This is a genomic window from Geodermatophilus sp. SYSU D00710, from assembly GCF_054050195.1.
On record NZ_JBJGYX010000011.1, the window covers coordinates 1 to 17124 of the forward strand.

Annotated in this window: 19 protein-coding genes; 12 read left to right on the plus strand and 7 right to left on the minus strand. The window is 76.3% G+C overall.

The window, feature by feature from the left end; all coding sequences use genetic code 11:
* Positions 1 to 112: 112 nt before the first annotated feature.
* Entirely contained in the window at positions 113 to 2299 is a 2187-nt protein-coding gene (locus tag ACI78U_RS07105) for an MMPL family transporter (protein ID WP_456874585.1), read from the minus strand.
* Between the two features lie 103 nt (positions 2300 to 2402).
* Between ACI78U_RS07105 and ACI78U_RS07110 the strand changes: the two genes are divergently transcribed.
* The 3 genes from ACI78U_RS07110 (at position 2403) to ACI78U_RS07120 (ending at position 4752) form a co-directional block, all read left to right on the plus strand.
* The gene (locus tag ACI78U_RS07110) at positions 2403 to 3152 is read left to right on the plus strand and encodes a TetR/AcrR family transcriptional regulator (protein WP_456874586.1); all 750 of its coding nucleotides are present in this window, start codon (positions 2403 to 2405) and stop codon (positions 3150 to 3152) included.
* Between the two features lie 86 nt (positions 3153 to 3238).
* Complete coding sequence (locus tag ACI78U_RS07115) at positions 3239 to 4210, plus strand: ferritin-like domain-containing protein (RefSeq protein ID WP_456874587.1); 972 nt, start codon at positions 3239 to 3241, stop codon at positions 4208 to 4210.
* A 116-nt stretch (positions 4211 to 4326) separates the two neighbouring features.
* A complete protein-coding gene (locus tag ACI78U_RS07120; RefSeq protein ID WP_456874588.1) occupies positions 4327 to 4752 on the plus strand; it encodes a hypothetical protein in 426 nt (141 codons plus the stop codon).
* A gap of 30 nt (positions 4753 to 4782) precedes the next feature.
* Here the strand turns inward: ACI78U_RS07120 and ACI78U_RS07125 are convergent, their stop codons facing one another.
* A complete protein-coding gene (locus tag ACI78U_RS07125) occupies positions 4783 to 5064 on the minus strand; it encodes a DUF427 domain-containing protein (RefSeq protein WP_456874589.1) in 282 nt (93 codons plus the stop codon).
* A 148-nt stretch (positions 5065 to 5212) separates the two neighbouring features.
* Between ACI78U_RS07125 and ACI78U_RS07130 the strand changes: the two genes are divergently transcribed.
* Complete coding sequence (locus ACI78U_RS07130) at positions 5213 to 5455, plus strand: hypothetical protein (protein ID WP_456874590.1); 243 nt, start codon at positions 5213 to 5215, stop codon at positions 5453 to 5455.
* A 12-nt stretch (positions 5456 to 5467) separates the two neighbouring features.
* On the opposite strand, the gene ACI78U_RS07135 is transcribed toward ACI78U_RS07130, so the two are convergent.
* Positions 5468 to 5851, minus strand: coding sequence for a PaaI family thioesterase (locus ACI78U_RS07135; RefSeq protein WP_456874591.1), 384 nt, complete (start codon positions 5849 to 5851; stop codon positions 5468 to 5470).
* A 97-nt stretch (positions 5852 to 5948) separates the two neighbouring features.
* On the opposite strand from ACI78U_RS07135, the gene ACI78U_RS07140 reads away from it, so the two are divergent.
* On the plus strand, positions 5949 to 6485 hold the full coding sequence (locus ACI78U_RS07140; protein ID WP_456874695.1) for a DM13 domain-containing protein: 537 nt from the start codon (positions 5949 to 5951) through the stop codon (positions 6483 to 6485).
* Positions 6486 to 6506: 21 nt separating this feature from the next.
* Here the strand turns inward: ACI78U_RS07140 and ACI78U_RS07145 are convergent, their stop codons facing one another.
* Genes ACI78U_RS07145 through ACI78U_RS07155 form a run of 3 tightly spaced genes read right to left on the minus strand, consistent with a single transcriptional unit; the run spans position 6507 to position 8865 of the window.
* Positions 6507 to 6953 carry a GNAT family N-acetyltransferase gene (locus ACI78U_RS07145; RefSeq protein ID WP_456874592.1) on the minus strand — a complete coding sequence of 149 codons (447 nt, stop codon included), beginning with the start codon at positions 6951 to 6953 and terminating at the stop codon, positions 6507 to 6509.
* 32 nt (positions 6954 to 6985) lie between these two features.
* Entirely contained in the window at positions 6986 to 7834 is an 849-nt protein-coding gene (locus ACI78U_RS07150) for an ABC transporter permease (protein WP_456874593.1), read from the minus strand.
* Complete coding sequence (locus ACI78U_RS07155; RefSeq protein ID WP_456874594.1) at positions 7831 to 8865, minus strand: ATP-binding cassette domain-containing protein; 1035 nt, start codon at positions 8863 to 8865, stop codon at positions 7831 to 7833. The genes ACI78U_RS07150 and ACI78U_RS07155 overlap by 4 nt, the downstream gene beginning before the upstream one ends.
* 172 nt (positions 8866 to 9037) lie before the next feature.
* On the opposite strand from ACI78U_RS07155, the gene ACI78U_RS07160 reads away from it, so the two are divergent.
* The 6 genes from ACI78U_RS07160 (at position 9038) to ACI78U_RS07185 (ending at position 15188) form a co-directional block, all read left to right on the plus strand.
* The gene (locus tag ACI78U_RS07160) at positions 9038 to 10075 is read left to right on the plus strand and encodes an iron ABC transporter substrate-binding protein (RefSeq protein ID WP_456874595.1); all 1038 of its coding nucleotides are present in this window, start codon (positions 9038 to 9040) and stop codon (positions 10073 to 10075) included.
* An 83-nt stretch (positions 10076 to 10158) separates the two neighbouring features.
* Positions 10159 to 11676 (plus strand): ABC transporter permease, encoded by a 1518-nt coding sequence (locus ACI78U_RS07165; protein ID WP_456874596.1) that lies wholly within the window; start codon positions 10159 to 10161, stop codon positions 11674 to 11676.
* Positions 11673 to 12734 carry an ABC transporter ATP-binding protein gene (locus tag ACI78U_RS07170; RefSeq protein ID WP_456874597.1) on the plus strand — a complete coding sequence of 354 codons (1062 nt, stop codon included), beginning with the start codon at positions 11673 to 11675 and terminating at the stop codon, positions 12732 to 12734. Before ACI78U_RS07165 ends, ACI78U_RS07170 begins: the two co-directional genes overlap by 4 nt.
* Before the next feature lie 59 nt (positions 12735 to 12793).
* Positions 12794 to 13585, plus strand: a complete 792-nt coding sequence (locus ACI78U_RS07175) for an aldolase/citrate lyase family protein (RefSeq protein WP_456874598.1) — start codon at positions 12794 to 12796, stop codon at positions 13583 to 13585.
* On the plus strand, positions 13582 to 14439 hold the full coding sequence (locus ACI78U_RS07180) for an NAD-dependent epimerase/dehydratase family protein (protein WP_456874599.1): 858 nt from the start codon (positions 13582 to 13584) through the stop codon (positions 14437 to 14439). The genes ACI78U_RS07175 and ACI78U_RS07180 overlap by 4 nt, the downstream gene beginning before the upstream one ends.
* Complete coding sequence (locus tag ACI78U_RS07185; protein ID WP_456874600.1) at positions 14436 to 15188, plus strand: glycosyltransferase; 753 nt, start codon at positions 14436 to 14438, stop codon at positions 15186 to 15188. The genes ACI78U_RS07180 and ACI78U_RS07185 overlap by 4 nt, the downstream gene beginning before the upstream one ends.
* On the opposite strand, the gene ACI78U_RS07190 is transcribed toward ACI78U_RS07185, so the two are convergent.
* Positions 15103 to 16533, minus strand: a complete 1431-nt coding sequence (locus ACI78U_RS07190) for a hypothetical protein (RefSeq protein WP_456874601.1) — start codon at positions 16531 to 16533, stop codon at positions 15103 to 15105. The genes ACI78U_RS07185 and ACI78U_RS07190 overlap by 86 nt on opposite strands.
* Positions 16534 to 16598: 65 nt before the next feature.
* Between ACI78U_RS07190 and ACI78U_RS07195 the strand changes: the two genes are divergently transcribed.
* Positions 16599 to 17123 carry a very short patch repair endonuclease gene (locus ACI78U_RS07195; protein ID WP_456874602.1) on the plus strand — a complete coding sequence of 175 codons (525 nt, stop codon included), beginning with the start codon at positions 16599 to 16601 and terminating at the stop codon, positions 17121 to 17123.
* Position 17124 lies beyond the last annotated feature (1 nt).

Sequence of the window (17124 nt, forward strand, 5' to 3'; positions counted from 1 at the left end):
GTTTCGTGGGGCTGCACCCCCGCCGCCGCCGGGGGGGGCCCCCGCCGCAACCCCCCCGCTCACCCCCCCCCCCGGCTCCGCGGCGGTCCCGCGGAGCCGGTGCGACCGGTACTCAGCCGACGCCGGCCGGCTCGGGCACCCGCTCCCGCGGGACCGGGACCTCGCCGTCGGACTCCCGGATGCCGTACCGGGCGTACACCCGCCGCAGCGGCCCCGGCGCCCACCAGTTGGCCCGGCCCAGCAGCCGCATCGACGCCGGCACGAGCAGCACCCGGACGACGGTCGCGTCGACGACGATCGCGATCGCCATCGCCACGCCGATCATCTTGATGAAGGTGATCCCCGACAGCGAGAACGCGCCGATGACGACCAGCAGCAGCAGGGCGGCGCTGGTGATGATGCCGCCGGTGCGCTGCAGCCCGGTGGCGACCGCGGTGGTGTTGTCGCCGGTCAGGTCGTACTGCTCCCGGATCCGCGACAGCAGGAACACCTCGTAGTCCATCGACAGGCCGAACACGATGGCCAGCACGAGGATCGGCTGGGTCGCCTCGATGAAGCCGGTCGAGGTGAAGTCCAGGACGCCGGAGAGGTTGCCGTCCTGGAAGATCCACACCAGCGCGCCGAACGAGGCCCCGAGCGAGAGCACGTTCATCAGCACCGCCTTGACCGGCAGCACCACCGAGCCGAAGGCCAGGAACAGCAGGACCAGCGTGGTCCCCACGACCAGCAGGGCCATCCACGGCAGCAGCGTGGCCAGGCTGTCGAGCAGGTCGGTCATCACCGCGCTCTCCCCGCCCACGAGCACCGTGCCGCCCGGTGGGGCGGGGACGTCGCGCACCGCGGCGACCAGCTCGCGGGCGTCGGCGTCGACCGGGTCGCCGGTGTAGGCCAGCGACACCCGCGCCGTGCTCCCGGCCGCGCCGGTCACCGTGGCGCCCTCCACGCCGTCGACCGCGGCGAGGTCCTCGACGTAGCCCTGCAGCGCCGCGGCGCCCTCGGGGGAGTCGACCGGGTCGGCGAGGGTGAGCACCGCCGTCACCGGGCCGGACGGCGTGGCGGGGAAGTCCCGGTCGATCGTCTCGGCCACCACCCGGCTCTCGGTCCCGGCCGGCAGCGCCCGCTCGTCGATCGCGCCGAACTCCACCCGCAGGAAGGGCAGCGCCAGGGCGAGCAGCAGCCCGACGACGGCGACGGTCACCACGACCGGCCGGCGCATGACCGCGCGGGCGATCCGCTCCCAGCCGCCCCGGCCGGTCCCGGCCGTGGCCGCGCGGCGGCGCCGCCACGGGACCGCGAGCGCGTCGACCCGGGGGCCGAGCACGGCGAGCAGCGCCGGGAGGAGGGTGAGCGCGGCCAGCATGGCGATCAGGACGGCGCTCATCCCGCCGAAGCCCATGGAGCGCAGGAAGACCTGGGGGAAGATCAGCAGACCGGCCAGGGAGAGCGCGACGGTGACCCCGGAGACGGCGACCGTGCGGCCGGCCGTGGCCATGGTCCGGGCCAGGGCGTCCTCGACGCTCGGCTGGCGGCGGACCTCCTCCCGGAACCGGCTGACCACGAACAGCCCGTAGTCGATCGCCAGGCCCAGGCCCAGGATCGTCACCACGTTGACGGCGAACACCGAGACGTCGGTGAACTCGCTGGCCGCCCGCAGCGCCGCGAACGAGCCGAGGATGGCGGTGACGCCGATGGCCAGCGGCAGGCCCGCGGCGGTCAGGCTGCCGAAGACCACCACCAGCAGCACCGCGAGCACCGGCAGCGAGATCATCTCGGCGCGCGCGATGTCCGCGGCGACCCGCTCGTTGATGTCCCGCTCCACGGTGGTGCCGCCGCCGATCGCGACGTCCAGCCCGGGCGCGGACAGCTCCGCCTCGACGACCTCCACCGCGTCGATGCGCTCGTCGGCGTCCCCGGCCAGCTGCAGCACCGCGTAGGTCGACCGCCGGTCCTCGCTCACCAGCGGCTCGGCGCCGGTGTCGAACCACGTCGTCGTCCGCTCGACCACCCCGCCGGGCAGCCCGGCCAGGGAGGCGGTGACCGCCTCCCGGTAGGCCGGGTCGTCGACGACGAGGTCGTCGCTGCGGTACAGGACGACGACGTCGGCGCTGTCGCGGCCCAGCTCCCGGACGGCCAGCTCCGCGGCCCGGGCGCTCTCGCTGGCCGGGTCCTCGAAGCCGGACCCGGTGAGTCGGCCGAACACGCCGGTGCCCCACACACCGGCGAGGACGACGGCCAGGGCGCTGAGTGCCAGCACGGCCCGACGTCGCCGGTACACCACTCGTCCGAGGGCCTCGAACACGGCCGCCTCCCTGTCTCGCGGTAGGATCGTGAACGGCGTTAGCGAACGGCGGTAACTCTGCATACACCGTTCACTCCTGTCAACCGGTCGGCGAGGGGGAGCCATGGCACAGCCGCTGAGCCGCCGGGAGCGGGCGCGCGCCGACACGCTGCGCGACATCCGCTCCGCGGCCCGCGCCGTCCTGGTCGAGCACGGCGTCGACGGTCTGGCGCTGCGGGCCATCGCCCGCGAGGTCGGGCTGACCGCACCCGCGCTCTACCGGTACTTCGCCAGCCGCGAGGAGCTGGTCGAGCGGGTGGTCGCCGACCTCTACGACGAGCTCTGCGACGTCATGGAGGCCGCGCGCGACGCCGTCGACCCGCCCCGGCCGGGCACCCAGCTGCTGGTCACCGCGCGGGCGTTCCGCACCTGGGCGACCACCCACCCGGCGGAGTTCGGCCTGCTGTTCGGCAGTGCGGCCGACGGCGTCGTCCCCGAGGCGGAGGACGGCGAGGGGCCGGCGGCCGAGGCCGGGCGCCGGTTCGGCGGGGTCTTCGCCACCCTGTTCGCGGCGGTCTACCTGCGGCGGCCGTTCCCGGTGCCGGCCGACGACGACCTCGACCCCGACTACCGCGAGCAGCTGCGGGAGTGGTGCACCGAGCTGCCCGTCGCGCTGCCGCTGGGCGTCATGTCGGTGTTCCTCTCCTGCTGGGTTCGGCTCTACGGGATGGTCTGCATGGAGGTGTTCGGCCACCTGCGCTTCGCCCTCGCCGACGCCGGCCCGCTGTTCGAGGCGGAGATGCACGCGATGGGGGAGCGGCTCGGCGTCGCCGACGACTGGGTGCCCCCGGTGGGTGACGCACCTCACCGCTAGCAATCCGCTTGCAGGAGTTAGCGGCCGGGGGGAGTGGGGCACACAGAACTCGTCCGGTCATCCCCGATCGTTGGAGTCCATCCGTCGTGACCGACCACGCCAAGATCGTCAACCAGCTCCGCGCGCTGGTCCTGCTCACCCAGACCGAGGAGCAGATCGCCCGCACCCGGGTGTCGCAGGCCCGCACCGACGCCGTGCGCCGCGAGCTGACCCAGAACGCCGACAACGCCGCCGAGCGCACCCGGCTGATCACCGCCGAGCTGCGCGAGCTCGGTGGCGCGCCCGACCTCGTCACCCCGGTCGTGGGCCGGCTCTCGGCCGTCCTCAAGGCCACCGTCGAGCAGGCCACGCCGATCGAGGAGGCCCTGCTGCAGGACCTCACCCTCGAGCACCAGCTGCACGACCGCGCCACCTACCTGAAGGTGCTCGGCAAGAAGGCCGGGCTGGCCAAGGTCGAGCGCCTCGCCGAGGGGCTCGTGCGGGCCCACGAGGCCACCATCGAGTGGCTGACCGTCGTCCTGGCCGAGGAGGCCCTCGGCGGTCCCGCCGCGCTGCAGCCGACGCCGTTCCAGCAGGTCGCCGGTGTCGCCACGCGGGCGGCCTTCGCCCCGTACCGCTTCGTCGCCAACCGGGTGAACGACGCCCTCGACACCGCGCAGCAGCGCCGGCAGAAGGTGGAGGACGAGCTCGGCGAGGTCGCCGACAAGGCCTCGACCCTCTCCGACGCCGTCCGCGAGACCCTCGCCGTCGGCCGCGCCGCCACGCTGCGCCGGGCCGAGCGGATCGCCCGCCGCGAGGGCAACCGCGAGGCCGCCGAGGCCGCCAAGGCCGCCCGCGAGGAGCTCGGCGACGTCTCCGCCGACGAGCTGCCGGTCAAGGGCTTCGACTCGCTGTCGACCGCGGACGCCGCCAAGGCCGCCAAGGCCCTGCGCGACCCGCACCAGATCAACGTGCTGATCCGCTACGAGGAGACCCACAAGAACCGGTCCCAGGTGGTCAGCGCCGCGCAGACCGCCCTGGCCGCGGTCGCCAAGGAGGTCGTCGGGGTCGACAGCTGACCCCGGCTCCGCCGTCGACGGCCCGCACCCCGCCCGGGGTGCGGGCCGTCCGCCGTTCGGGGAGACCTCGGTCGCACCGGGTTTGACCCGCCGCGGCGGCCGGGGATCGTGGCGGCATGCGCATCACACCCGAGGTGCTGGAGCAGGAGTTCTCGCTCCAGACCGCCGCCACCCGCCTGGACTTCCTGAGCCGGCGGGACTCCGGGGCCACGTCCCCCGCCGCGGACGCCGGCCGCGACGACGACTCGTGGAGCTCGCTGCTCGACGACTCCACCTCCCTCGACGTGCCCGAGTCGCTGGAGCTGCTCGCGCTCGGCGAGGTCATCGCCCGCAAGGCCCACGACAGCCAGCTGGTCGGCTTCCGCGCCGCGCTGCGCGGCGGGGCCAGCTGGGACCAGATCGCCGAAGCGCTCGACGTCCCGCCGGGCGAGGCCTGGGCGGCCTACCAGCGCGTCATCGACAGCCAGGAGCGCGCCGGCGTCCTCGACCCGCAGGCCGCCGCGGACGCCCGCGCGCTGGCCGGCGACCGCCCCGGCAGCTGAGGGAGGACCCCGGGCAGGGAGGTCCTCCGGTCAGCGGACCTCGACGCCGCGCCAGAAGGCCACCCGTCCGGTGATCTCCTCCGCCGCCGGCTTCGGCTCGGGGTAGAACCAGGCGGCGTCGCGGTTGACCTGCCCGTCCACCTCCAGCGAGTAGTACGACGCCACGCCCTTCCACGGGCAGGTGGTGTGCGTGTCGGAGGGACGCAGCACCTCGTCCCGCACGGACTCGCGCGGGAAGTAGGCGTTGCCCTCCACGGTGACGATGTCGTCGGACTCGGCGATGACGGTCCCGTTCCAGGTCGCGGTGGCCATGCCGCGATCGTCCCCCTCCGGCCCGGGGCGCGCCGGTCACGCGTACCCGCCGGTGGGCTGGGCATGGGACGGGGGACGCGCCGACCGCGTCACCTCCCGGCGGTCCCGCCACCGGGTGGTCCCCTCCCCGACGACGAGGAGCGCCGCCGTGTCCCAGGCCGCCCGCCCACCCGATCCCCAGGACCCGCGCCGAGGGATGCCGCCGCCGCGTCCGCGGCGGGGCCGCGCGGTGTTCTTCGGCACCTTCCTCGCCCTGCTCGTGGCCGTGTTCGCGTTCATCCTGCTGGTCAGCCAGTGCGGCACTGGCGACGACGACGAGGTCTACGACGACGACGTGGAGGGAGCCGCGCTGGTCGTCGACGTGGCCGCGCCCCCGCTCCTCACCACCTGAGCCGCCCGCGGGTCAGCGGTCCAGCAGCGCGAAGGTGGCGACGGCGTGCGCCACCGCACGGCCGTCCTGCTCGACGTCGGCCTCGCAGATCGTCAGGTGCTCACCGCGGGTGCGCACCCGGCCCCGCACCTCCAGCCGCCCCGGCTTCCCCGGCTGCAGGTAGGTCACGGTCAGCTGGCTTGTCGCGGGCACCTCGCCGTCGGCGGTGGTGGTGCGCACCGCCTGCCCCATCGCGGTGTCGACCAGCGTCGCGACGACCCCGCCGTGCAGCGTCCCCGCCGGGTTGAGGTGCTCGTCGCGCACCTCGAACGCCAGCGTCGCCGCGCCGTCGTCGCTGCCCGCCAGCCGCGCGCCGAGCCCTCCGGCGAAACCGCCCACGTCCCCGTCGTCCGCCATGCCCGGCCGGTACCCGCCCGGCCGCCGGCCACGCCCGGACGGCGCGCGGAACGGTTCCCGGACCCGGGGGGCGCGGCTATGGTCCGCCGCCGTGTCGATGCGGCGGAGGACGTGGATCTGGCTGGGCGCGGCGGTCGTCGCGGTGGTGCTCGGGGTGGTCACCCTGGTGTGGTTCCAGCCGCAGAAGCTCCTCTACGACAGCCGGGTGGACGAGGGCCTGCCCTCGGCGGCGGCCGGGGCGGCGGACCCCACCGGCGGGATCGGCAGCGCGCTGCCGGCCGGCCCGGTCGACCTCGCCGCCGGCACGTTCGTCTCCCTGGAGCACGAGACGGTCGGCACCGTCCGCGTGGTCCGGCTGCCCGACGGCTCGACCGTCGTCCGGTTGGAGGACTTCGAGACCTCCAACGGGCCCACCCTCTACGTCTACCTCTCGCAGAACCCCGCCGACGGCGACGCGGCGGCCTTCGCGGACGAGTTCGTCGACCTCGGGGTGCTCAAGGGCAACGTGGGCAACCAGAACTACGCCGTGCCCGACGGCGTCGACGCGGCGGCCTACACCAGCGTCGTCATCTGGTGCGAGCGCTTCGACGCCGCCTTCGGCGCGGCCGACCTCGCCCCGGTGGCGGCGACCTGACCGGTCACCCGGCGGTCCTGCTCACGCCGGCTCGCGGCGCATCGGCACGTGCGGGATGTCGTCCTCGACGTACCCCGGGCCGCTGGGACGGAAGCCGAACCGCTCGTACCAGCCCTGCAGGTGGGCCTGGGCGCCCAGCGTGATCGGCGCCCCTGTGCAGAGCTCGATCCCGGCCTCGACCAGCCGCGCGGCCAGCCCCTGCCCGCGGGCGCCGGCGGCGGTGGCGACCCGGCCGATGGCGCGGGTCGCGCCGTCGTCGAGCACCCGGAGGGTGGCCAGCACCGCGCCGTCCTCGTCGAACCACAGGTGCCGGGTGGCCGGCTCGACGTCGCGGCCGTCGAGCTCGGGATAGGGGCACCGCTGCTCGACGACGAAGACGTCGACCCGGAGCCGGCACAGCGCGTAGACCTCGAACGGGGTCAGCTCGGCGAAACGGGCGGTGCGCAGGACGGGCGACTCGGCGGGCACCCGCCCGTTGTAGCGCACCGCCCGGGCGGTGCTCAGGCGCGGTCGCGGTAGCGGCGCATCGTCAGCGGGCCGAGGACGGCGACCAGCGCGACCGCCCACGCCAGCACCCACAGCACGTCGGAGCCGGCGACCCCGCCGTGCACCAGGCCGCGCACCGCGCTGACCAGGTGGCTGACCGGGTTGACCTCGACGACCGACCGCAGCCAGCCGGGCATGGTCGCGGGGTCGACGAAGATGTTGCTGCCGAACGTCAGCGGCATCAGCACCATCATCGACCAGCCCATCACCGCTTGCGGGGTGCGCAGCCGCAGCGCCAGGTAGGTCCAGATCCAGCCGAGGGCGAAGGCGAAGACCAGCAGCAGGCCGACGGCGGCCAGCAGGCCCACCGCCCCGCCGCCGGGCCGCAGCCCCAGCGCCATGCCCAGCCCGAGCACGACGACCGAGGCGAGGGTGAACCGGACGACGTCGCCGAGCAGCGCCCCCACCAGCGCGCTGGGCCGCCAGACCGGCAGCGAGCGGATGCGGTCGAAGACGCCCTTCTCGATGTCGGTGTTGAGCGCGACGCCGGTGTACATCGTGATCATGAGGATGCTCTGCACGAGGATCCCGGGCAGGAAGAACTGCACGTAGGCCTCGACCGAGCCGGCCAGGGCGCCGCCGAAGAGGTACGTGAAGATCAGCGTCAGCATCACCGGGAAGACCGTGACGTCGAACAGCTGCTCGGGGACGTGCTTGATCCGCAGCAGCGTCCGCCAGCCGAAGGTGGCCGACGCGGCCAGGGGGCCCTGGGGCCGCGGGCGCTCCCCGGTCCCGAGCGCGGCCAGCACCGCGTCGGTGTCGGGCGCCGCGAGCCGGGCGGGGGCGCTGTCGAGGGCGGTCATCGTCGGTCCTCCGGGTCGGGAGCGGGGGTGCCGGCGTCCTCGGCGGGCCGGCCGGTCAGGGCGAGGAACACCTCGTCGAGGCTCGGCTGGCCGAGCGCGAACTGGGCCAGCTCGATGCCGGCCGCCTCCAGTGCGGTGAGCGCCCGGGCGGCCGGCCCCGCCTCGGGCACGCGGGCGGTCAGCGCGGCGGGGTCGCCGTCCTCGGCCACCGGCACGCCCAGCACCCGCTGGAGCAGCTCGCGCGCGGTGCCGCGGCGGGCCGGGTCGAGCAGCCGCACGTGCAGCGTGCCCGAGCCCACCGACGCCTTCAGCCGGCTCGGCGTGCCCTCGGCGATCACCCGGCCGGCGTCGATCACCGAGATGCGGTCGGCGAGCTGGTCGGCCTCGTCGAGGTACTGGGTGGTCAGCAGCACCGTGGTGCCGCCGCGGACCAGCGCCCGGACGACGTCCCAGACCTGGGTGCGGCTGCGCGGGTCGAGGCCGGTGGTCGGCTCGTCGAGGAAGATCAGGTCGGGCCGGACGACGATGCTCGCGGCGATGTCGATCCGCCGCCGCATGCCGCCGGAGTACTGCTTGACCTGCCTGCCGGCCGCCTCGGTGAGACCGAAGGCGCTCAGCAGCTGGTCGGTGCGCTGCCGGGCCGCGGCCCGCGAGTAGCCGAGCAGGCGGGAGAGCAGCAGCAGGTTCTCCGCGCCGGAGAGGTCCTCGTCGAGCGAGGCGAACTGGCCGGTGAGGCTGACCCGCGCGCGGACGGCGTCGGCCTCGGTGACGACGTCGTGGCCGAAGACCCGCGCCCGCCCGGCGTCGGGCGGGACGAGGGTGGCCAGCATCCGGATGGTGGTGGTCTTGCCCGCCCCGTTGGGACCCAGGAAGCCGTGCACCCCGCCCTGCGGGATGCACAGGTCGACGCCGGCCACCGCCGTCGTCGTGCCGAACCGCTTGACCAGCCCCGTGGCCTCGATCGCCGGGACGTCGTCGTCCCCCGCTGCTCGATCCCCGGCCGGCACGGTGTCGCCGACGTACGCCGTCACGTGCCCCACCTCCTGCGTCCGTGTCGGGTGCCCGCACGGTCCCGCACGGGTCTGACAGGAGGACCGGCCACGGCGGCGGGACTCATCGCCGACCGCGCCGTCGGCGCATCTGCTTAGGTGTGCCTACCCTGGGCGGCTGACGACACCGCCGTCCACGTCTCTTGGAGGACCCGTGACCAGGCCCGGGCGGGCGACCGCTGCCGCGCTGACCGCCGTCTGCCTCTCCGGGGCCCTGGCTGCCTGCGGCAGCGCCGGTGCCGCCGACGCCGACACGCTCACCGTCTACAGCGCCCAGCACGAGAGCCTCGTGCGCACGATGCTGGAGGGCTTCACCGAGGAGACCGGCATCGAGGTGGAGTTCCGCGACGGCAACGACGCGGAGCTGGCCAACCAGATCGTGCAGGAGGGCGACGCCTCGCCCGCCGACGTCTTCCTCACCGAGAACAGCCCGTCGATCGCCGTGCTCGACCGCGAGGGCCTGCTGGCGCCGCTGGAGCAGGAGACCCTCGACCAGGTCGGCGAGCCGTTCCGGCCGTCGTCGGGCACCTGGACCGGCTTCGCCGCCCGCTCGACCGTGCTCGTCTACAGCCCGGCCGCGCTGGCGGAGGACCAGCTGCCCGCCTCGATCATGGAGCTGGCCGACCCGGCCTGGGAGGGCCGCATCGGCATCGCGGCCGGCGGCGCGGACTTCCAGGCGATCGTCGCCGCGGTGCTGGCGCTGCGCGGCGAGGAGGCCACCCGGGCGTGGCTGGAGGGCCTGGAGCGCAACGCCGGCGTCTACCAGAGCAACACCGCGGTGATGGTCGCCGCCGACGAGGGCGAGATCGACGCCGGCGTCATGTACCACTACTACTGGTACCGCGACCAGGCCGAGGGCGGGCTCAAGGGCGACGACGCCCGGCTGCACTACTTCGGGGTCCGCGACCCCGCCGCCCAGGACCCGGGCGCCTTCCTCAGCGTGTCCGGTGCCGGCGTGCTGGCCTCGTCCGACCAGCCGGAGGAGGCGCAGCGGCTGGTCGCCTACCTGACCGGGGCCGAGGCGCAGGAGCAGCTGGCCGAGAGCACCGCCCTCGAGTACGCCGTCGGCACCGGGGTCCCCTCCGCCGAGGCGCTGCCGCCGCTGGAGACGCTCGGCGCGCCCCCGGTCGACCCCGCCTCCCTCGACCAGGAGCGGGTCACCGAGCTCATGCAGGAGGTGGGTCTGCTCTGAGCCCCGCCGCCGGACCGACCGCCGCGACCCCGACCGCACCGGCGTCGCGGGGCCGGCGCACGTCCCGGGCCCGGCGCTCGCCGGTGACGGTGCTGCTGGCCACCTCCGTCGCCGCGCTGGCGCTGCTGCCGCTGGCGCACATCGCGGTGGCCGCCGTCGAGGTCGGCTGGAGCGGCGTGGCCGAGCTGGTGTTCCGGCCGCGGGTGGCCGAGCTGCTGCGCAACACCCTCGCGCTGGTCGCCGGGAGCGTCGCGGTGTGCGCGGTGCTCGGCGTCGGGGCGGCCTGGCTGGTCGAGCGCAGCGCGCTACCCGGCCGCCGCGTGTGGCACGTGCTGCTGGTGGCGCCGCTGGCCCTGCCGGCGTTCGTCACCGCCTCGGCGTGGATCTCGCTGCTGCCCGGCCTGGACACCTACGGCGGCGCCCTGCTGGTCGTGTCGCTGTCCTACGCGCCGTTCGTCTACCTGCCCGCGGTCGCCGCCTTCCGCGGGCTGGACCCGGCGCTGGAGGAGACCGCCCGGGGGCTGGGCCTGTCGGGCTGGGCGGTGTTCCGGCGGGTGCAGCTGCCCCAGCTGCGGGTGGCCGTCCTCGGCGGGACGCTGCTGGTCGCGCTGCACGTGCTCGCCGAGTTCGGCGCGCTGGCGATGCTGCGCTACCCGACCTTCACCACCGCCGTCTACGACCAGTACCGGGCCACGTTCAACGGCCCGGCGGCGACCATGCTCGCCGGCGTCCTCGTGCTGCTGTGCCTGGTGCTGCTGCTGGCCGAGGTCCGGCTGCGCGGCACCCGCGGCTACGCCCGCACCGGGTCCGGCGCCGCCCGCCGGCCGCGCCCGGCGCCGCTCGGGCGGCTCACCGCCCCGGCGCTGCTGGCGCTCACGACGGTGGTGGGGCTGTCGCTGCTGGTACCGGCCGGCGCGCTGGTGTCGTGGTTCCTCACCGGCACCTCGGCGCGGGTCGACGGCGCGGCCCTGGCCGCCACCACCGGGACGACGCTCGCGCTGGCCGCCGCGGCCGCGGTCGTGACCACCGCGCTGGCACTGCCCACCGGGTGGCTGGCGGTGCGCCGCCGCGGGCCGCTGGCCACGCTGCTCGAGCGCGCCACCTACCTGGGCAGCGCCGTGCCGGCGATCGTGGTCGCCCTGGCGCTGGTGGCGGTGGGCATCCGGTTCCTGCCGGCGCTGTACCAGACCGTGCCGGTGCTCCTGGCCGCCTACGCGATCCTGTTCCTGCCCCGGGCGATCGTCACCGTGCGGGCGGCGGTCGAGCAGTCCCCGCCGGTGCACGACGACGTCGCCGCCTCCCTCGGCGTCGCGGCCCCGGCCCGGCTGGTGCGGGTGACCCTCCCGCTGCTGGCCCCCGGCATCGGCGCGGGCGCGGCGCTGGTGTTCCTCGCGGTGGTCACCGAGCTCACCGCCACGCTGCTGCTCGCCCCGACGGGCACCGAGACGCTCGCGACGGCGTTCTGGTCGGCGAGCAGCGCCCTCGAGTACGGCGCCGCCGCGCCCTACGCCGTCGTCATGGTGCTGCTGTCCGCGCCGGCGACGGTGCTGCTGTCCCGCGACGTCCTGCCCCGCACCGTCCGACGAGGTCCGACCCCATGAGCGCGCTGACCGTCACCGGCCTGATCAAGTCCTACGGCCGCACCCCAGTGCTGACCGGGCTGGACCTGCACGTCCCGACGGGGACGACCACCGCGCTGCTGGGCCCCTCCGGCTGCGGCAAGACGACGCTGCTGCGCATCGTCGCCGGGTTCGACGACCCCGACGCCGGCACCGTCGAGCTGGGCGGCCGGGTGGTGGCCGGGGCCGGGCGCGCGGTCCCCGCCCGCCTGCGCGGGATCGGCTTCGTGCCGCAGGAGGGCGGCCTGTTCCCGCACCTGAGCGTCGCGGGCAACGTCGCCTTCGGGCTGCCCCGGCGGCTGCGCCGCGACCGCTCCCGGATCGCCGGGCTGCTGGCGCTGGTCGGCCTCGACGCCGCGCTCGCCGACCGCGCGCCGCACCAGCTCTCCGGCGGCCAGCAGCAGCGGGTGGCGCTGGCCCGCGCGCTGGCGCCCGAGCCCTCGCTGGTGCTGCTCGACGAGCCGTTCTCCTCCCTCGACGCCGCGCTGCGGGAGGACACCCGCCGGGCGGTCGCCGACGCGCTGCGGGCCACCGGCGCCACCGCCGTCCTGGTCACCCACGACCAGGCCGAGGCGCTGTCGACCGCCGACCAGGTGGCGGTCGTGCGCGGCGGCACCCTCGCCCAGCTCGCCGACCCGCGGACGCTCTACCGCCAGCCGCACGACCTCGACGTCGCCTCCTTCGTCGGGGAGGCCGTGGTCCTCGACGGCACCGCCGCCGGCGGGCGGGTCGCCTCCGAGCTGGGCGAGCTCGAGCTCGGCCGGCCCTGCCCCGACGGCCCGGTCCGGGTGCTGCTGCGGCCCGAGCAGCTGCGGCTGTCGGCCGGGGCGGGCGCCCGCGCGCGGGTCCGCGGCGTCGACTTCTACGGCCACGACGCCCGCATCGAGCTGGAGCTGCCCTCGGGGCTGCGGGTCAGTGCGCGCACGGACGGCGGGGCGCTGCCCGACGAGGGCGCCGAGGTGGGGGTGGTCGTCGCCGGCCCCGCCGTGCCCTTCCCGGCTCCGGGCGCCCCGGCCCGACTGCAGCCATTGTCGGGATGAAGGCACCTCGGGGAGGCTGGGTGCGGGGCGTTAGTTAGGTGTGCCTACGCTCACCTCTCGTGGACCTGTTCCTCTTCACCGTCGACCCCGCCTGGGGGCGGGACGTCGTCAGCGCCGGCGCGGCCGGCATCGTCGTCGACTGGGAGCGCCGCGGGAAGCACCGCCGGCAGGCCGGCGAGGGCACCCAGATCAACGCCGACACCCTCGAGGACCTCGTCCGCGTGCGCGCGGCGACCGACGGGCGGCTGCTGTGCCGGGTCAACGCCGCGGGCCCGTGGACCGCGCGCGAGGTCGCCGACGCGGTCGCGGCCGGGGCCGACGAGGTGCTGCTGCCCATGGTGCGCACCCCCGAGGAGGTCGACCGCGCGCTGGACCTGGTCGCCGGCCGCTGCGGGCTGGGGATCCTGGTCGAGACGCAGGACGCCGTCGAGCGGGTCGCCGAGCTGGCCGCGCGGCCGCTGTCGCGCCTCTACGTCGGGCTCAACGACCTGCGCATCGACCGGCGCTCGACCGAGCTGTTCCGGCCGTTGGTCGACGGCACGGTCGACGCCGTCCGCGCCGCGGTGCCGGTGCCCTTCGGCGTCGGCGGGCTGACCCTGCCCGGCGGCGGGTTCCCGGTGCCCGGGGACCTGCTGGCCGCGGAGCTGGTCCGGCTGGGCACCGACTTCACCTTCCTCCGCCGCTCGTTCACCGCCGACATGGCCGGGCGCGACCCGTTCACCGAGGTGCCGCGGCTGCTCGCCTCGCTGGAGGTCATGGCCGCCGCCGGCCCACTGACCGCGGCCGGGCGGCGGGCCGCGTTCGTGGCCGCCGTGGAGGACGCCGCCGCGCCCGTGCCCGTCCCCGCGTGAGCGGCCGGGCGCTGGTCACCGGGGCGGGCGGCTTCGTCGGCCGGCACCTGGTGGCCCGGCTGCGGGCCGACGGCTGGGCGGTCACCGGGTTGACCCGCGCCCAGGTCGACCTCGCCGACCCGGTCGCCGCCGCCGCGGCGGTGCGCGCCGCCGATCCCGACGTCGTCTTCTCCCTCGCCGCCGGGCGGGCCAAGGCCACCGCCGCCGAGCGGGCCGCCACCGTGGCCGTCAACACCAGCCCCTGGCTGGTCGACGCGCTGCCCGACCGCTGCCGCGCGGTCGTGCGGCTCGGCTCCTCGACCGAGTACGCGGCCGGTCCGGCGCCGCTGAAGGAGGACGCGCCGCTGCGGCCGCGCGGCTTCTTCGGCGCCACCAAGGCGGCCGGCTCGCTGATGCTGCAGGCCGCCGCCGCCGAGCGGGGGGTGCGCGCCGCGGTGCTGCGGGCCTTCCAGGTCTACGGCCCCGGCGACCACCCGACCCGGCTGGTGCCGGTGGTGCTCGGCGCCGCCCGCACCGGCGCGACGGTGCCGCTCCCGGCCGGGGTGAGCCGCCGCGACTGGGTGTGGGTCGGCGACGTCGTCGACGCCTGCGTCCGGGCGGCACTGGCCGACGACCTCCCGCCCGGGGCGGTGGTCAACGTCGGCACGGGGGTGCAGACGGACGTCGCCGGGCTGGTCGCGACCGCCGAGCGGGTCACCGGCCGGCCGATCGCCACTGCGCCGGGCGCCCACCCGGGCCGCGACTGGGACACCGCCGACTGGGTGTGCGACCCGCGGGCGGCCCGTGCGCTGCTGGGTTGGACGCCGGAGGTCGACCTGGCCGAGGGGCTGGCACGCACGTGGGCCGCGGCGTGAGCTCCCCGCGCGTCGCCGTCGTCGTCCCCGTGTACGGCAACGAGGCCACCCTGCGGCCGCTGCACGCCCGGCTGGCCGCGGCGCTGGACGGTCGGGACTGGGTGCTGCGGCTGGTCGTCGACGCGTCACCCGACGCCAGCCTGGCGGTCGCGCGGGAGCTGGCGACCGCCGACCCGCGGGTGCGGGTCACCGCGCTGGCGGTCAACGCCGGCCAGCACCGGGCGCTGGCCACCGGGCTGGCCGCCGAGGACGCCGACGCGTGGGTGTGCCTCGACGCCGACCTGCAGGACCCGCCCGAGGCGGTGCCCGTGCTGCTCGACCGGCTGGCCCGGGGCGACGTCGGCGCGGTCTTCGCCGGCCGCCGGGGCCGCTACGAGTCGCCGGTGCGGCGGCTGACCGGCGGGCTCCACCGGCGGGTCGCGGCCGCACTCACCGGCCTGCCGCCGGACGCCGGCGCCTTCCTCGCGCTCGGGCCCGCGGTGCGCGACGCCGTCGTGTCCGCGGTGCTGGAGGGGCGGGCGCCCAGTGTCGTCCTCGCCGCGGGCCTGGCCGGGGTGCCGCTGACCAGCGTGCCCGTCGCCCGCGACCGGCGGCCGGTGGGGGAGTCGGCGTGGACCTCCCGCGCCCGGCTGCGCCAGTCGCTGCGGTCGCTGGCGTGGGCGGTCAGCGGGTCCAGAGCTGCACGACCAGGTCGGTCTTCACCGCCGGCAGGTCCCAGGTCCGCGTCAGCGACAGCCCGGCGTCGCTGAGGACCGCGTCGTCGTCGGTGGGCACCGGCTCGCCGTCGACCAGCCGCCGTACGAGCCAGACGCGGTCGGCGTCGGCGGGGGCGTCGTCGGGCGGCAGGACGACGTCGGGGCGCAGCCGCGGGCCCTGCGTGCGGACGAAGTGGTCCAGGCCCATCGCGGCCCGCTGGTCGGCGGCCACCACCGGCTCGCCGGGGCGCTGCTCGCGCAGCAGCAGGGCGACGGCGTCGTCGGAGCGCTCCCGCGGCTCGCGGACGGCCAGCGGCGAGCCGGCGACGAGGGACAGGCCGAGCAGGGCCGCGGCCACCGGCGTCCGCGCGCCCCGCGGCAGCGCGGTCACGCCCGCGGCGGCGAGCACGCCGAGGCCGATCAGCCCGACCAGCAGGTAGCGCGGCAGGTACACCGGGCGGACGGTCTCGGCGGCCAGCAGGAGCAGCAGCGGCACCAGCACCCAGCAGACGCCGACGACGCGCACCCCGGCACCGCGCAGCGCGCCGACCACGGCCAGGCCGACGGTGAGGTACAGCAGCGGCGTGCGACCGCCGGCCCAGGCCTCGACGGCGAGGTCGGCCAGGGTGCCGCCGGTGTCGCGCAGGTGCTCGGCGTTGCGCGACCCGGTGCCGTTGAGCAGGTTGACGCCGACCAGGGCTCCCACGGGCGCGGCCGCGAGCGCGCCGACGGCGGCGACCCTCGTGGCAGCCCGTCCGCGGAGCAGCAGCGCCGCGACGACGAACGCGGCGAGGACGGTGACCGCGTACCAGTGCATGAGGCCCATCCCGGCGCCGGCGAGGCCGAACAGCAGCAGGCCGCGGCCCTCCTGCAGCCGGCGGACCAGGCCCAGCAGCGCCCCGCCGGTGGCCAGCACCGCGAGCCCGTAGCTGCGGGCCTCGACGGCCTGCTCGAGCAGCAGCGGGGCGCAGGCGGGCACCAGCCCGGCCAGCACGCCGGTGGCGCGCCCGGCCAGCCGGGTGACCGCGCGCGTGACGAGCGCCAGGCCGCCGGCGGTGGCGAGCACCGACAGGACCCGCAGCGAGGTGTCGCCGCCCAGGCCGGGCAGCGACACCCAGGCGTGCACGACGAGGTAGTAGGGCGCGTTGTACGACGGCGGGACGTCGATGAGGTAGCTGGTCACGCCCTCGCCCGTGGCGATCGCGCGCAGGATGTCGGCCAGCGGGCGGCGGGCGACCTCGGCGGTGAAGGCCTCGTCGAACCACATCCCGTGGCCGGGGGCGAGCAGGACCGCGCAGAGGAGGCCGAGCACCGCCGGGGGGACCAGCTCGACCGGGGACCAGCGCTGCGGTGCGGGCGCTCCGGGCGTCTCGAGCGTCCGGTCGGCCGTCGCGGTCACGGAGAGGAAGGGTAGGCGAACCTCACCTGTCGGTCGGTGTCGGTGCGTCGGTGCAGCATGGCCGGGTGCCATCGGCAGGCCCCTCCTTCATGGCCGGCCCCTCGGTGACCGCCAGCCCGTTGCCGACGGCCGGCCCTGGTCCCGCGCCGGCGCCGTCGTCGGAGGTGGTGGCCGCGCGCTTCCGACGGCAGGGGAGGCGCGACACCCGGCACGAGCTCGCCGTCCGCCGACGGCTGCACGCGCGGGGGATCCGCTTCCGTGTGGACGTGCGGCCGTGCCGGGAGACGCGGGCACGGGGCGACATCGTGTGGAAGGGCCGCCGGCTGGTCGTCTTCCTCGACGGCTGTTTCTGGCACGGCTGCCCGACCTGCGGCCACCTGCCGAAGGCCAACCGGGCGTGGTGGGCGGCCAAGCTGGCCGGCAACGTGGCCCGCGACCGCCGCGCCGACGCCGTCCTCACCGGGCTGGGCTGGCGGGTGCTGCGGTTCTGGGAGCACGAGGACCCAGACGACGTCGCCGACGCGATCTGTGCGGTGCTCGGTCGCGTTCCTCCTGGTCAGGGTTCTGTTTCTGTCGTACCCCCGCCGTAGG

Coding starts and splice junctions, on each gene's coding strand:
- ACI78U_RS07125 (WP_456874589.1), bottom strand. CDS start 5,064: ATGGCCACCGCGACCTGGAACGGGACCGTCATCGCCGAGTCCGACGAC.
- ACI78U_RS07135 (WP_456874591.1), bottom strand. CDS start 5,851: ATGGCGGACGACGGGGACGTGGGCGGTTTCGCCGGAGGGCTCGGCGCG.
- ACI78U_RS07140 (WP_456874695.1), top strand. CDS start 5,949: ATGCGGCGGAGGACGTGGATCTGGCTGGGCGCGGCGGTCGTCGCGGTG.
- ACI78U_RS07110 (WP_456874586.1), top strand. CDS start 2,403: ATGGCACAGCCGCTGAGCCGCCGGGAGCGGGCGCGCGCCGACACGCTG.
- ACI78U_RS07150 (WP_456874593.1), bottom strand. CDS start 7,834: ATGACCGCCCTCGACAGCGCCCCCGCCCGGCTCGCGGCGCCCGACACC.
- ACI78U_RS07170 (WP_456874597.1), top strand. CDS start 11,673: ATGAGCGCGCTGACCGTCACCGGCCTGATCAAGTCCTACGGCCGCACC.
- ACI78U_RS07120 (WP_456874588.1), top strand. CDS start 4,327: ATGCGCATCACACCCGAGGTGCTGGAGCAGGAGTTCTCGCTCCAGACC.